Raw genomic sequence first — 15698 nt, forward strand, 5'->3', positions numbered from 1 at the left:
ATTGCAATTTGATATTTGGAAAGAAAGTCGAGGTTTATTTTCCCAGCATTATTTCTTCAATCTCCTCTGCTTCAATCGGGATGTTTTTCATAAGATTCAACGGGGCTCCTTTTGCCTGTACCACTACATCGTCTTCAAGACGAACTCCGAATTTTTCTTGGGGAATATAAATGCCAGGCTCCACCGTGAAGACCATATTGGCTTTCATAGGGGTTTTTAAGGGACCGTAGTCATGCGTGTCTAACCCAATATGATGGCTTGTGCCATGCATGAAGTATTTCTTATATGCCGGCCATTCCTTGTTCTCATTTTTTACATCTGATTTGTCTAGCAACCCTAATCCGAGGAGCTCTGAGGTCATGATCTTTCCTACTTCCTTATGGTATTCTGCCCATAAGGTGCCGGGCACTAACATTTTGGTGGCTTCATTTTTCACTCGTAAAACGGCATCATAAACCTCACGTTGTCTCTTGGTAAAGGTTCCACTAACCGGAATGGTCCTCGTCATATCGCTCGAGTAATTGGCGTATTCTGCCCCTACATCCAATAGGATTAGATCGCCTGCCTTACACTTTTGATTGTTTACTACATAATGTAATACATTGGCATTATTGCCTGAGGCAACAATAGGCGTGTAGGCAAACCCTTTAGAGCGGTTGCGGATAAATTCGTGCAGGAACTCTGCTTCTATCTCGTATTCCCAAACACCGGGTTTTGTAAATTGTAAGATCCTTCTAAACCCCTTTTCTGTGATATTACAGGCCTGTTGCATAAGGGCTATTTCCTGAGGTTCTTTTACCCCACGAATTTGTTGTAAAATTGGGTTGCTCCTAGCCCAGCTATGGGCAGGGAATTGCTCCTTGCACTTTAGGATAAACCGGTCTTCCCTTGTTTGGGTTTCCACGGACTGCCGGTAGTGTTCATTCGTGTTGAAATAAACAGTTTCTGCTTCCGTCATCAGATCAAAGAATACCTTGTCAAAGTTGCTGAGCCATTGAACGTTCTTTATCCCTGACACTTTGGTTCCCTGTTCTTTGGATAGTTTTTCACCTTCCCAAACCGCAATATGATCATTGGTCTCCCTTACAAACAACACTTCTCGATGTTCTTTATTGATAGCATCCGGGAAAAGCAATAAAATAGACTCTTCCTGGTCTACCCCACTCAAATATAAAATATCCCTATGCTGCTGAAATGGCATGGTGCTATCCGCACTTATAGGATAGATGTCATTGGAATTAAAAACAGCAATGCTCTTGGGCTTCATCTGCGCCATAAACTTTTTACGGTTTATCATAAAAAGGGAGGCGTCAATAGGATCGTATTTCATTTGGATCTTGTGTTTACCCAAAAGTAACTATTTACTCGCATATCTTTTATAAGGTACTTGCCATAAGTCTGCCAAATTCATACCTTCCAAAAAATTAAATACCCTATCATGAAATTCAAAATATCCCTGCTTTTCTTCCTGAGCGTACTTATTCTAAAAGCACAGCCAACAGCTTCTTCCGCAACCAAGGTCATGGAAGGAATTGAGATGAAGGAGAGCATGAGCAGCTCTTCTCTGGTAAAGAACATTCCTTTTAAAAATATTGGCCCTAGTGTAATGAGTGGTCGTGTTGTAAATATTGCGGTAAACCCGGATGACCCAACAGAATTTTATGTAGGTTATGCTTCAGGTGGTTTGTGGCATACCAAAAACAACGGCACCTCCTTTACTCCTATTTTAGATGGAACTGCCACCCAAAATGTAGGCGACATTGCCGTACATTGGAAAACCGGAACAATCTGGGTGGGTACCGGCGAAAATAATAGTTCGCGCTCTTCTTATGCCGGGATCGGGATGTTAAAGTCGACTGACAAAGGTGCCACCTGGCAACATATGGGGCTTACAGATTCGCATCATATTGGAAGAATCGTCATCAATCCCGGAAATGTAAATGAAGTGGTAGTTGGGGTTACCGGGCATTTATATTCCCCCAATGCCGAACGTGGCGTTTATAAAACTACCGATGGAGGGAAGACCTGGAAAAAAACGCTGTTTATAAATGAAGAGACAGGTATTATTGATCTTGCAGTCTCGCCCAATGATTTTAGCATTCAATATGCAGCAGCCTGGGATAAGGATAGAAAAGCCTGGAATTTTGAAGGAAATGGTTCCGGTTCCGGGATCTACAAAAGCACGGATGCCGGGAATAGCTGGAAACTAATTTCAGGATCAAATAGCGGATTTCCTACAGGCGAGGGAGTTGGCCGAATTGGCCTGGCAGTTTATGATAATGATATTGTATATGTAGTGCACGACAATCAGTTTAGAAGGACTAAATCTGATAAAGATGAAAAAGAGGGATTAACCAAAGAAGATTTTAAGACCATGTCTGTAGAGGCTTTTCTAAATCTGAAGGATGTACAATTAGATGAATTTCTGAAGGACAATAATTTTCAGGAAAAATACAAGGCAAAGAATGTAAAGGAAATGGTGCGAGCTGGGGCTGTTAAGCCGATGGACCTGGCGGCTTATCTGGAAAATGCCAATTCCCTTTTGTTCGACACACCCGTGATTGGTGCCGAAGTATACCGAAGTAAGGATGCAGGAAAAACCTGGAAGAAACAGAATGAAGATTATATAGATGACCTTTTTTACAGTTATGGGTATTACTTTGCCCAGATAAGGGTAGACAGAAATAACCCCGAGAAGATATATCTGGCCGGAGTACCGTTGATAGCCTCTGATAATGGAGGGAAGACCTACAAGGCCATAGATGGGGATAATGTGCATGCGGATCATCATGCACTTTGGGTGAATCCTGTGAAACCCGGACACCTTATCAATGGGAATGACGGGGGTGTAAACATTTCGTATGATGATGGAGCCCATTGGATCAAGAATAATTCTCCTGAGGTAGGCCAGTTCTACGCCATCAATATAGATCATGAAAAACCCTATAACGTGTATGGCGGTTTGCAGGATAACGGCGTATGGATGGGGCCGCATAATGCACAGGAAAATAGCAGATGGCACTCTTCGGGGCACTACCCGTGGAAGTCGATCATGGGTGGCGATGGCATGCAAGTACAAATAGATAATAGAAATTCTTCTATTGTATATACCGGTTTCCAATTCGGAAATTATTTTAGGATAGATCTTGGTAATGAAAAAAGGGACTACATTCAACCCAAACATGAACTAGGAGAAAAACCCTATCGTTTTAATTGGCAGACTCCCATTTTGCTATCTTCCCATAATCAGGACATCCTTTACTTTGGGAGTAATAAATTACATCGTTCCCTAAATCAGGGCGATGATTGGGAGGCCATTTCTGAAGATCTCACCCAGGGAGGAAAAGAAGGGAATGTGGCTTATGGCACCCTTACTTCTATATCTGAATCCCCTTTTAAATTCGGCCTGCTGTATGCAGGAAGTGATGATGGCCTTATTCACCTAAGTAGTGATGGAGGTGGTAGCTGGAAAAAGATCTCTGATAAATTACCTCAGGAACTGTGGGTGAGCAGGGTAGCCGCCTCAAAACACAAAAAAGAACGAGTATATGCCAGTTTAAATGGCTATCGCTGGGACGATTTTGCGCCTTACGTTTATAAAAGCGAGGACATGGGGCAGAGCTGGACCAACATAGCGGCTAATCTTCCTGTCTCTTCTGTAAATGTTATTCTGGAAGATCCTGTCAACGATCAACTCTTATTTGTGGGTACGGACAACGGACTTTACGCAAGCTTTGATCAGGGAGCTTCCTGGGAGTTGTTTCAAAATGGGATTCCCAATGTGGCTATTCATGATCTGGTAATTCAGCCGGAGGCTAAACACCTGGTCGTAGGGACACACGGAAGAAGTATCTATAAGGCAGACATAGCGCATTTGCAGCAGCTTACTCCGGACATATTATCTAAGGGACTATTGGTCTTCGAAATACCTGCTATCAAACATTCCAGTCGCTGGGGGAATGCAAGAAGTTCATGGTCTGAACCCAATACCCCTGGTATAGACATTGCTTTCTACTCGAAAAACAAAGGACCGTATAAAGCCGCAATAAAGACCTTAGACGGCATAGAGGTAAGTGCCTTTGATCTGGAGGCTGATAAAGGTTATAATGTTCTTTCCTATGATGTGGCTTTTTCCAAAGAGGGAAAATCGGCCTTCCTAAAGAAGAATAAAATGGCATTAAAAACCGCAGATAATGGAAAAACCTATTTGCCCAAGGGTTCTTACGAATTTGTGTTGAAAGGGAATGGTGTAGAAGAGAAATTGCGTATAAAAATTGAATAGAAGAGCTTATAAAATAAAATTGGGGTCGGTCGGTTTAAATTTTTGTTTAATCCAAGGTGCAAAATAAGGGCCATTTCATCCCCTTTCTTAAACACAGAATAACAATTCCTGAAATTACTAAAAGAACACGTAAGTAATGCTCTGGAAGTTTGTAATTCAAGGGCTGCTGCCGTAAATTTGTGACTTTAAATTTGTACGATAATGAGTAAACTCATACAGTCTTCAATAGCCAGAAAAGTGGTCATGGCCCTTTCTGGTATTTTTTTGGTCTTTTTCCTGGCATTGCACTTTACTATCAACTTTACTTCTGTGATCTCGCCGGAGACCTTTAATGAATTTTCCCATTTTATGGGATACAACCCGGTAGTTCAATTCCTTATGCAACCCATACTTATTGCCGGTGTGGTCATCCATTTTGTGATGGGAATTATTCTGGAGATCCAGAATAATAAAGCTCGTGGGGTAAAATACGTGCAGTTCAAAGGAAGTGCCAATGCTCCCTGGGTTTCGAGGAATATGATCTATTCAGGTGCAGTGGTCCTTGCCTTTTTAGGATTGCACTTTTACGATTTCTGGTTGCATGAAATGGCCTTTAAGTATGTAGAGGTAAATCCGGAAGATCCTACTCGCTACTATGCTGAGACCGTGGAGAAGTTTGCTCCTATTTGGAGAACCGTACTCTATGTTATCTCTTTTGGGCTTCTTTCCCTTCACCTTTGGCATGGCTTTGCTTCCTCCTTTCAAACCATGGGACTCAATAATAAATATACTCCCGCAATTGTAAATTTTACCAAGGTTTATGCCGTAGCAATTCCATTGGGATTTGCTTTTATTGCACTATACCATCATTTCAACCCAATAATACATTAAGATATGGGCATTCTAGAATCTAAAGTTCCAAAAGGGCCATTGGCCGATAAATGGACACAACATAAGAACGACATTGACCTTGTAAACCCGGCGAACAAGCGGAACATTGACATCATCGTGGTTGGTACAGGACTTGCCGGAGGTTCTGCAGCCGCAACGCTGGCAGAATTGGGCTACAACGTAAAAACATTTTGCTATCAGGATTCCCCAAGAAGGGCGCATTCTATTGCTGCTCAGGGAGGAGTAAATGCTTCCAAGAATTATCAGGGTGACGGGGATAGTGACTACCGACTTTTCTATGACACCATCAAAGGTGGAGACTACAGATCCAGAGAAGCAAATGTATATCGTCTGGCTGAAGTTTCCGGGAATATCATTGATCAATGTGTAGCACAAGGGGTTCCCTTTGCCAGAGAGTATGGCGGACTGTTAGACAACAGATCCTTTGGAGGGGTATTGGTGTCAAGAACCTTTTATGCCAAAGGACAAACCGGGCAACAATTATTATTAGGAGCTTATTCGGCCATGAACAGGCAAATACAACGCGGGAAGATTAAGTCTTATACCCGTCACGAAATGCTAGATCTTGTTAAGGTTAATGGGAAAGCCAGAGGTATTATAGCGCGAAACCTTGTTACAGGAGAAATTGAAAGGCATTCTGCACATGCAGTAGTGATCGCTTCAGGAGGATATGGGAATCTCTTTTTCCTTTCCACCTATTGTATGGGGGCCAACGTAATGGCAGCCTGGCGTACACACCGAAGAGGTGCCTTTTTTGCCAATCCATGTTTCACGCAGATCCATCCAACCTGTATCCCGGTATCTGGGGAGCACCAGTCAAAGCTAACCCTAATGTCAGAATCATTGAGGAATGATGGACGTATCTGGGTGCCTAAAAAATTAGAGGATGCCAAGGCCATTCGCGAAGGCAAACTTAAGCCTACGGAACTCAAGGAAGAGGATAGAGATTATTATTTAGAAAGACGCTATCCTGCTTTTGGAAACCTGGTCCCAAGGGATGTGGCTTCTCGCGCAGCTAAAGAGCGTTGCGATGCCGGTTTTGGTGTAAATAAGACTGGTGAAGCGGTCTACCTCGATTTTGCTGCAGCCATCAACCGATATGGTACTGAAAAAGCCTATACATCCGGTATCAAGGATCCGGATCCCGATACTATAAGACAACTAGGTGAAGAAGTGATTGAAGCGAAATACGGAAACCTGTTCCAGATGTATGAAAAGATCGTGGATCAAAATCCGTATAAGACCCCAATGATGATCTACCCGGCCGTGCATTATACCATGGGCGGACTATGGGTTGATTACAACTTACAGACCACTGTTCCCGGATGTTATTCTATAGGAGAAGCAAACTTTAGTGACCACGGAGCCAACAGACTGGGAGCTTCAGCTTTGATGCAAGGGTTGGCAGATGGGTATTTTGTACTTCCCTATACTATCGGGGATTACCTTGCCGATGATATCAGAACCGGAAAGATCCCTACGGATAGTCCGGAGTTTGATGAAGCGGAGAAGCATGTAACAGATAGGATCAACAAATTGATGTCTGGGAAAGGCCTTCATTCTGTAGATTATTACCACAAAAAACTAGGTAAGATCATGTGGGACAAATGCGGTATGAGCAGAAATGCGAAAGATCTAAAAAAGGCGATCACAGAAATTGCAGCATTGCGCAAAGATTTCTGGGAGAATGTAAAAATAAACGGAGAGGCTAACTCCAAAAATCAGGAATTGGAAAAAGCAGGTCGCGTTGCCGATTTTTTTGAAATTGGAGAATTATTTGCCATGGATGCCCTGGAGCGCAATGAATCATGCGGCGGACATTTCCGTGAAGAATATCAAACACCGGAAGGTGAGGCCTTGCGTGATGATGAAAATTTCAAATTCGTTTCCGCCTGGGAATACAAGGGTGAGCCTAAAGATGCCAAGCTTCACAAAGAAGACCTGGCCTATGAATATATTGAATTAAAGACACGTTCTTACAAATAAATAGCTATGAAAATATATTTGAAGATATGGCGTCAGAAAGATGCCGCCTCCAAAGGAAAGATGGTAGACTATACCATGGAAGGGATAGAAGGAGATATGTCCTTTTTGGAGATGTTAGACATTTTAAATGAAGACCTTATCACCAAAGGCGAAGAGCCTATAGAGTTCGATCATGATTGTAGGGAAGGGATCTGCGGAACCTGCTCTCTTCAGATCAATGGCCGTCCTCATGGCCCGGATAGAATGATCACCGCCTGTCAATTACATATGCGTAGTTTTAATGACGGAGATACCATCACCATAGAACCTTTCCGTGCCAAAGCATTTCCTGTGATCAAGGATCTTATTATAGACCGTACAGCCTTTGATAGGATTCAACAGGCAGGGGGCTATATTTCCGTGAATACTTCCGGACATACCATAGATGCCAATACTATTCCGATCGAAAAAGAGAATGCAGATGATTCCTTTTACGCCGCCGCTTGTATTGGTTGCGGGGCATGTGTGGCTGCCTGTAAAAATGCGAGTGCTATGTTATTTACTTCTGCCAAGGGCCCTGCTTCCTCAGGGAAGGGTTGAGGCCACAGACAGGGTGCTAAATATGGTGCGGCAGATGGATATTGAAGGTTTTGGAAATTGCACCAATACCGGGGCTTGTGAAGTTGAATGTCCAAAAGGGATCTCCCTGGAGAACATTGCCCGGATGAATCGTGAATATTTAAGTGCCACCATAAAGGGTTAAAAGGCAACAATAAGATATCTAGGAACCCCTATCAATATAAGATAGGGGTTTTTTATGGTCCTATCCGTTCACAATTTTATTACATTTAAGGGATCACCAAAACAGGCTCTTTTGATCTCAACTTTGATTTCCAAACTACCGCATATCCAATCTTCCATTTTTACCATCATTGGAAAAATGGCAAGAGAACACAAAGCTTTGAATCTCTCGCAGGGCTTTCCAAATTTTGAAACAGATCCGCATCTTATTGAGTTGGTTTCTGAAGCAATGAAGCAGGGCGCCAACCAGTATGCACCTATGGAAGGTATCTATTCGCTTAGGGAAGTTATCAGTGCAAAAATTGAACAACTTTATGGGAAGTGTTATGCCCCGGATAAGGAGATCATTATGGTAGCCGGGGCAACTCAAGGAATATTTACTGCTATTACTGCAGTAGTACACAAAGGAGATGAGGTGATCATTTTTAAACCTGCCTATGATTGTTATGAACCTGCTATTGAGATCAACGGTGGCATTCCTGTATTCATCCAGATGAAAGGAAAAGATTTTAAGATAGACTGGGATGCTTTTAGAGCGAGTATTACGAACAAAACCCGACTCGTTATCATAAATACGCCCCATAATCCAACCGGGAGTATTCTCTCGGCGGAGGACATGAAAGAATTGACCGATAGCTTACGTGATACTGATATTTTAGTGCTAAGCGATGAGGTATATGAACATATGGTATTCGATGGCCGAAGTCATGAAAGTGTTTCCAAATATCCGGAATTAGCAGAACGGAGTTTTGTGATGGCTTCCTTTGGAAAAACTTTTCACGTTACGGGATGGAAAATGGGATATTGTGCAGCACCAGCCTCATTGATGGCAGAATTTAGAAAGGTCCATGAATTCAATGTATATGCAGTGAATCATCCTGTTCAAAAAGCCCTGGTCTCCTATCTTCAGAATGAGTCTAATTATTTGGGGTTATCCGCATTCTTTCAGCGTAAACGCGATCTGTTTTTAGAGGCTATTGCACCTTCGCGATTTAAGTTTACCCCAACCAGAGGTACTTATTTTCAGCTTCTCGATTATTCTGCAATAACCGATGAAGGCGATGTGGACTTTGCTGCACGTTTGATCAAGGAAAAGGGTCTTGCTAGTATTCCAATATCAGTATTTTGTGTAGATCAGCTAGACCAAAAGCAGTTGCGATTCTGTTTTGCTAAAAAAGATGACACCTTATTGCAGGCGGCAGAGATCATTAATAACATATGATCATAAGGCTTCCAACAGCAAGGTCATAAAGTCCTCTATTTTACTAGGTTCTAACCATCTGGTGACCAATACAAGCTCGTGCTCCTTATCAATAACGATAAAATTCCCGCCAAAACCGGCCGCGTAGTAAAGATTATCGGACCATCCTTCCAAATGACGGTCCCCTTTTGTATTAAGCCACCAAAGGTATCCGTAATTGGGATTTGAAATAGAAGGAGTAGTAGCTTTCACGATCCACTTTTGACTGATCAGCTGATCATCATTCCATTTGCCGTTGTTTAGAAAAAGCAATCCGAAACGCGCCATGTCTTCCGTATTAATAAAAATTCCACCTCCGGAATGTCCACCTCCGGTTACTGATTTAACATCAATGCCATCCACCTCTGTCCAGGCATTTTCATATCCAAACCATCGCCAGGTAGTGCTTGCCCCAATTTTATCCATAATATGTTCTTTCAGGACCGATGGTACGGATTTCCGCCATACGTGGGTGAGGCTGTAAGCGAGTAAGTTTACCCGTACATCATTGTATTCCATGACGGTGCCTGGTTCATTTAATTTTCTGAATTTCCAATCGTCCAGGCCTCCTTCCCGCGGTGGTCTGTCTGCCCAATCCTTACCGCCCCATAATTCGCCGGACCAGTCCGAATTTTGCTGCAAGAGATGTTCCCAGCTGATCTTTGAATTATGTGCCCCATCAAAAGTACCATCCCAAATATAGTTGCCTACCTTATCTGAAGTGTCTTTTAGTAAACCGCTGTCTTCGGCAATACCTGCAACGGTTGAAAGGAAACTCTTAGTAACACTAAAGGTCATATCTACCCGTTTTGTGTCACCCCAGGAGGCAATCACATATCCGTTTTTTAGGATCAGGCCAGCAGGGCCGCCTCGTTTTTTGGTAGGTCCCATGATCTCATGGAAAGGTTCTCGTTCAAATCCCTTTAAGATCGCAATCCGCAGATCTCGAGATCCGGAATACTCATTGTTCATTGCAAAAGTCACAACCTTTTGTAGGGCCGCCTCATTGATATTGTATTCTGCAGGATTCTTAGTGGTCCAATCAGCATTCCTTTCAGGAAAATAATGGGGGTCTTGTGAAAATGTGTTTAGCGTTGTGCTAATGGCGATGAGGAAAAGTAGTGCTTTTGTCATGGGTAGTAATTGAGAATTACAAGGTAGTTAAATCTAGTTTCATGAGCCAATCCATTTGTTTGTCTTTCCCAATATAATAGGGGTGTTTCCCAAATTTAATAAACCCTTTTTTCTCGTAAAACCTGATGGCTGATGTATTCTCTTCCCATACCCCCAGCCATATATAATCCTTATTTGCTTGTTGAGCCAAATGAATAACCTGTTCAATCATCCATTCTCCTATTCCATGGCCTTGATAGTCGGAAAGCACATAAATACGCTCCAATTCAAAGGATGTCTCATCATAAATATCTGTTTGCGCTATAGCATCATTAATCTTAAAGTAGCCAACTGTTTCTTTCGAATTTTTTACAAAATAAAATGAGGTATGAGAATGGTCTAATTCGTTTGCTAAAGTTTCTCTCGTTAATGCAGTATGCAAGTAATGTTCAAAATCTTCCGGATTGTTTTGTGTGGCAAAGGCATCTATAAAGGTTTTCCTGGAGATCAATACAAGTTGATCCAGGTCCGCTATTGAACAATGATGTAATGTAAGTTCCATGAATTAGTTCTTCATAGGGAAGCTAAAATAAAAAAGGAGTAAAACCAATGGCTTTACTCCTTAAGTATTCAATTTTAAAAGGTATTAGAACATAAATAGCTTTTTTGCTAGCTGTAAAATACCGTTGTAAAAATCATTTCGGTAGACTTGGACCTTCTCTTCAGAAGAAGCCTGATTTGTTTGCGTGTCCATTGCTGTTAGGTTTAAGATTAGACTTGGGGGCTTCCATTTTCGTTTGTGCTCTAAAGTAAGACTACAACGCTTATTTCTACTAATAATTGTTGTTAAACTTTACAAAAAAGTGGTAAATGTTGTAATATGAGTTGGTTAGAGGTTCATTTCAGGAATGTCATCAGCAACCAGAAGCTTGCCTTCTGTAGCTTTTTGAATAGTCTCAACGGAAACTCCGGGTGCTCTTTCCAATAATTTAAATCCTTCCGGGACCACCTCAAGTACCGCAAGATTTGTAACAATCTTTTTTACACAACCCACTCCTGTTAAAGGAAGGGTACATCGTTTTAATAATTTGGATTCTCCGGCCTTGTTGGTGTGCATCATGGCCACAATGATATTCTCTGCTGAGGCTACAAGGTCCATGGCACCTCCCATTCCTTTTACCATTTTCCCGGGAATTTTCCAATTGGCTATATCACCATTTTCTGCCACCTCCATGGCGCCCAATATAGTTAGGTCTACATGCTTCCCTCTTATCATGGCAAAGCTCAGGGCAGAATCGAAAAAAGAGGCACCTGGCAAGGTAGTAATTGTTTGTTTTCCTGCATTGATAATATCGGCGTCCTCATCACCTTCAAAAGGAAAGGGGCCCATTCCAAGAACACCGTTCTCACTTTGGAATTCAACATTGATATCGCTACGCACAAAATTGGCAACCAGGGTTGGGATTCCAATCCCCAGATTCACATAGTAGCCATCCTTTACCTCCTTGGCAATTCTTTTTGCTATACCGGTCTTATCGAGCATTAGTTTCGGGGTCTTACAGTTCGTTGTTCAATCCGTTTTTCATAGTGAGTTCCTTGAAATATTCGTTGTACAAAGATTCCGGGTATATGGATCTCATTGGGATCTAATTGACCTGCAGGAACCAGCTCTTCCACTTCGGCCACAGTAATCTTTGCGGCACCACACATACAAGGATTGAAATTACGTGCGGTACCTTTAAAGATGAGGTTACCTGCCTCATCTCCTTTCCAGGCTTTAACAAAAGCAAACTCCGCTTGGTAAGCATATTCCAATACGTACATTTTCCCGTTGAATTCTCTGGTTTCTTTCCCCTCTGCTACTTCGGTTCCATAACCGGCCGGGGTGTATATCGCAGGGAAACCAGCTTGTGCTGCCTTACATTTTTCCGCCAGGGTTCCCTGGGGTGTTAATTCAACGTCTAGTTCGCCACTGAGCATTTGTCGTTCAAACTCGTCGTTCTCACCCACATAGGAAGAGATCATTTTCTTTATCTGATGTTTTTGTAACAGAAGTCCAAGACCAAAATCATCAACCCCTGCATTATTGCTAATACAGGTAATGTTCTTGATCCCTAGTCGTACAAGTTCTGCAATGGCATTCTCGGGTATGCCGCACAATCCAAATCCTCCCAGCATAAAGGTCATTCCGTCTTTAACACCTGTCAGGGCTTCTTGAGCATTGTTGACTCTTTTTAGGATCATATGAATGTTATATATTCTAGGTTTATCGAATTAAAAGTCAAGGTCATCCAGATCATTATCCAGGTCATTTTCCTTTTCAACTGCTATTTCCGTCTTGGAGCAATCCAAATTGATACTCATATTTTCGGGGGCTATAAATTCTTCTTTTGATACCCCCAGATCCGGGTCTTCGTAATTCTTTTGCATATACAAAGCCCAAATTGGCAGTGCCATTGAAGCTCCCTGCCCATAGGCGATCGTTTTAAAGTGGGTAGCCCGGTCTTCACCTCCTACCCAAACACCGGTTACCAAATTAGGAACCATTCCCATAAACCAACCGTCGCTTTGATTTTGAGTAGTCCCGGTTTTTCCTGCAATAGGATTTGTAAATCCATAAGGATATCCGGTAATGATCTCCTTATACACATCTTGGTCCTTTGAAGAATTATGTCTTAAACGCGTTCCGGAACCTCCCTCGGTGACTCCTTCCAAAAGGTTGATCATGGCATAGGACACTTCCTTGCTCAAAACATCTTTTGTTTCCGGCACATATTCATACAAGACAGTTCCATTTTTATCTTCAATACGGGTTACCATTACAGGCTTAACATAAACCCCCTGATTGGCAAAGGTACCATAGGCACCTACCATTTCATAGACGTTAAAATCTGGAGTCCCCAGGGCAATAGAGGGAACTTCCAAAATTTCTCCCGTAAGACCCAGATTCTTCACGATAGACACCACAGGTTTTGGTCCTACCATATCAATAAGCTGGGCCGTTACCGTATTTATAGAATTTGCCAGGGCATGCTTAAGAGTGAACATATTGCCTGAGTATCTTCCATCCGAATTTTTTGGACACCAGGGCTCCGGATTTCCGTGTTTCCCGGCTTCTATGCAGTATTGACTATCTGGCAGTTGATCACAAGGAGACATTCGTAACTGATCTATTGCGGCGGCATAGACAAACGGCTTAAAGGTTGATCCTGCCTGCCGTGCACCCTGAATTACATTATCATATTGAAAATGCTTGTAATTTAATCCGCCTACCCATGCTTTTACATGCCCGGTTTGCGGTTCCATAGACATCATGGCCGATCTGAGAAATGTCTTGTAATATCGAATAGAGTCGAGTGGGGTCATCACTGTGTCCTTCTCCTGAGTATCACTCTTCCAGTCAAAGACCGTCATCTCGGTCTCAACTTTAAACGAAGCTCTGATCTCTTCTTCAGTTTTATCCTCGGCTTTCATCTTCCTCCACCGATCCGAATTCTTCATGGCGCGTTCTATGATCCTGTTTATCTCTTCTTTTTCCAGATCCGTAAATGGGGTTGTTGGATTTCTCTCAGGGGTATTCTGATGAAAAAATTCGGCCTGTAGACGCTTCATATGCAGAGTAACGGCATCTTCCGCATTCTTTTGCATTCTGGAATCTATGGTGGTATAGACTTTTAATCCGTCCAGATAAATGTTCCAGGTATCGCGGTCCTCATCTTCAGTTACCGGTTTCGGATTCTCCTTTATCCAGTCATTCAGATATCGCTGCAGGTACATTCTAAAATAAGTGGCCAACCCCTCACGATGCGACTCCGGACTAAAATTGATGTCCATTTTTGTCTTCTGAAGAGAGTCTTTTTGCTGCTCACTTATGTAATCATACTTCTCCATTTGAGAGAGCACCGTATTTCGACGGTCGAGCACTAGCTTTTCGCGTCGAATTGGATTGTAAAGAGAAGAATTTTTGAGCATGCCAACTAAAACAGCCGACTCTTCGATCTTTAGATTATTGGGTTCCTTCCCAAAATAGATACGGGAGGCAGATCGTATACCATCGGCATTATAGCCAAAATCATAGATGTTCATATACATGGCAATGATCTCTTCTTTGGTATAGCTGCGTTCCAAACGTGTGGCGATTACCCATTCTTTGATCTTCTGTGTAACTGCCTGAAACAGACTCTTGGAACGAACTCCAACAAAAAGTTGTCTGGCCAATTGTTGTGAAATGGTACTGGCACCTCCGCGTTGACCTAAAAATGCAACAGCCCTTAAAAATCCAATACCATCGATCCCGGAATGATCATAGTAACGAGCATCTTCGGTAGCAACCAGAGCATCTACCAAGTTCTGGGGTAAATCTTTATAATTTACCGGGGTTCGGTTGTCATCCAGGTAAAATTTTCCGAGGGTGGCACCATCTGATGAGACTATCTCAGTAGCCAGATTTGTTTTAGGATTCTCAAGTCTTTCAAAGGTGGGCATTTCCCCAAAGGCACCCCAGGATGCTAAAAGAAATACTAATATTACGGATAGGACGCCAGTAAGAAAAAGGATCCAAAACCATTTAATAAATGGGTAAAATGAAGTGTTCGAAGGTTTTTTTCGGGCGCGTGCCATTGGTATTATTTCTTTTCAATTTCCACTCCAACATCTGTTATGCCGGGTAATTCCACAATCCCATCAACAGTGCCGTTTTTTCGCATTGCATGTTCAATGCGTACAGTATATACGCCTGTAACGGGAAAATTGATGTTTTCCTTATACCATAATCTATTTTCTTTTATACTTCCAAATCCTTTGCCTAACCAGGACCCGTCAGCATTGGCCATAACGTATTCGAGCGTATCAATATATGTTGCTCCATCCGGGTATTCCAATTCAGTGATCAGGAATAAGTTACTAAATGGATAGGTGTTGTCATTCCTTACATTAATAAAGATTTGATAGTCCTGGTTGACCTCCAGATCGGAGATCTTGAATTCTTTAATATTATCCCTTTTCCAGCTGCCATCATCCAATGCCTGAAATTCGGAATATACCGGGCCTTTCCCACAACCAAGAAATAGGAGGCCACAGACCAAAATCAACAAATAAGATCTAGGCATTTTTAGTAGAGGGTTTATAGGGCTTTCTTCTTTTCTTATTTTTCTTTCTTCTATTATTGTTCTTAGGTCGATCAAAACGAGTAAGACTATCCTGGCCTACTGTATTTTCCAAAAAGGTAGGTTCTTTCTCAAGATTATCTGCGGCATACATTTCAAGGCTAGCCACTTTTTCCTTTTGTTTGTTCTTTACTAAGATCTCTTTTACCTGTTCCCTGGTTAAGGTATGCCAATGGGCCGGATCTTCTTTGTATGAAAACCACAGGAGTCCTTTGAAGATATCTGTTTTTTGACAAAAGGC

11 protein-coding genes and 2 pseudogenes are annotated in these 15698 nt (G+C 42.2%); 5 read left to right on the forward strand and 8 right to left on the reverse strand.

What is annotated here, in order from left to right; all coding sequences use genetic code 11:
* Nucleotides 1-34: 34 nt before the first annotated feature.
* Nucleotides 35-1330 (reverse strand): aminopeptidase P family protein, encoded by a 1296-nt coding sequence (locus Q0X72_RS01245; protein WP_297760899.1) that lies wholly within the window; start codon nucleotides 1328-1330, stop codon nucleotides 35-37.
* Between the two features lie 108 nt (nucleotides 1331-1438).
* On the opposite strand from Q0X72_RS01245, the gene Q0X72_RS01250 reads away from it, so the two are divergent.
* From Q0X72_RS01250 to Q0X72_RS01270, 5 genes and pseudogenes are all read left to right on the forward strand, one after another.
* On the forward strand, nucleotides 1439-4282 hold the full coding sequence (locus Q0X72_RS01250; protein ID WP_297760869.1) for a glycosyl hydrolase: 2844 nt from the start codon (nucleotides 1439-1441) through the stop codon (nucleotides 4280-4282).
* A 201-nt stretch (nucleotides 4283-4483) separates the two neighbouring features.
* Complete coding sequence (locus Q0X72_RS01255) at nucleotides 4484-5152, forward strand: succinate dehydrogenase cytochrome b subunit (RefSeq protein WP_297760872.1); 669 nt, start codon at nucleotides 4484-4486, stop codon at nucleotides 5150-5152.
* A gap of 3 nt (nucleotides 5153-5155) precedes the next feature.
* Nucleotides 5156-7159 carry a fumarate reductase/succinate dehydrogenase flavoprotein subunit gene (locus Q0X72_RS01260; protein ID WP_297760875.1) on the forward strand — a complete coding sequence of 668 codons (2004 nt, stop codon included), beginning with the start codon at nucleotides 5156-5158 and terminating at the stop codon, nucleotides 7157-7159.
* Nucleotides 7160-7165: 6 nt separating this feature from the next.
* Nucleotides 7166-7901, forward strand: a pseudogene (locus tag Q0X72_RS01265) (succinate dehydrogenase/fumarate reductase iron-sulfur subunit).
* A 111-nt stretch (nucleotides 7902-8012) separates the two neighbouring features.
* Nucleotides 8013-9161 (forward strand): methionine aminotransferase, encoded by a 1149-nt coding sequence (locus Q0X72_RS01270; protein ID WP_297760878.1) that lies wholly within the window; start codon nucleotides 8013-8015, stop codon nucleotides 9159-9161.
* Here Q0X72_RS01270 and Q0X72_RS01275 read toward each other — a convergent pair whose 3' ends face one another.
* The 7 genes and pseudogenes from Q0X72_RS01275 to Q0X72_RS01305 form a co-directional block, all read right to left on the reverse strand.
* On the reverse strand, nucleotides 9162-10313 hold the full coding sequence (locus Q0X72_RS01275) for a serine hydrolase (RefSeq protein WP_297760880.1): 1152 nt from the start codon (nucleotides 10311-10313) through the stop codon (nucleotides 9162-9164).
* Between the two features lie 16 nt (nucleotides 10314-10329).
* The gene (locus Q0X72_RS01280) at nucleotides 10330-10854 is read right to left on the reverse strand and encodes an N-acetyltransferase (RefSeq protein WP_297760883.1); all 525 of its coding nucleotides are present in this window, start codon (nucleotides 10852-10854) and stop codon (nucleotides 10330-10332) included.
* A gap of 327 nt (nucleotides 10855-11181) precedes the next feature.
* The gene (locus Q0X72_RS01285; protein ID WP_297760885.1) at nucleotides 11182-11835 is read right to left on the reverse strand and encodes a 3-oxoacid CoA-transferase subunit B; all 654 of its coding nucleotides are present in this window, start codon (nucleotides 11833-11835) and stop codon (nucleotides 11182-11184) included.
* Nucleotides 11835-12536 carry a CoA transferase subunit A gene (locus Q0X72_RS01290; protein WP_297760888.1) on the reverse strand — a complete coding sequence of 234 codons (702 nt, stop codon included), beginning with the start codon at nucleotides 12534-12536 and terminating at the stop codon, nucleotides 11835-11837. Before Q0X72_RS01290 ends, Q0X72_RS01285 begins: the two co-directional genes overlap by 1 nt.
* A 30-nt stretch (nucleotides 12537-12566) precedes the next feature.
* Nucleotides 12567-14912 carry a transglycosylase domain-containing protein gene (locus tag Q0X72_RS01295; protein WP_297760891.1) on the reverse strand — a complete coding sequence of 782 codons (2346 nt, stop codon included), beginning with the start codon at nucleotides 14910-14912 and terminating at the stop codon, nucleotides 12567-12569.
* Between the two features lie 5 nt (nucleotides 14913-14917).
* Entirely contained in the window at nucleotides 14918-15400 is a 483-nt protein-coding gene (locus Q0X72_RS01300) for a gliding motility lipoprotein GldH (protein ID WP_297760893.1), read from the reverse strand.
* A pseudogene (locus tag Q0X72_RS01305) lies at nucleotides 15393-15698 on the reverse strand (hypothetical protein); the annotation flags it as partial. The gene Q0X72_RS01300 and the pseudogene Q0X72_RS01305, both read right to left, overlap by 8 nt.

The organism is uncultured Muriicola sp., assembly GCF_947258935.1.
In the GTDB taxonomy this organism is placed as follows: domain Bacteria; phylum Bacteroidota; class Bacteroidia; order Flavobacteriales; family Flavobacteriaceae; genus Muriicola.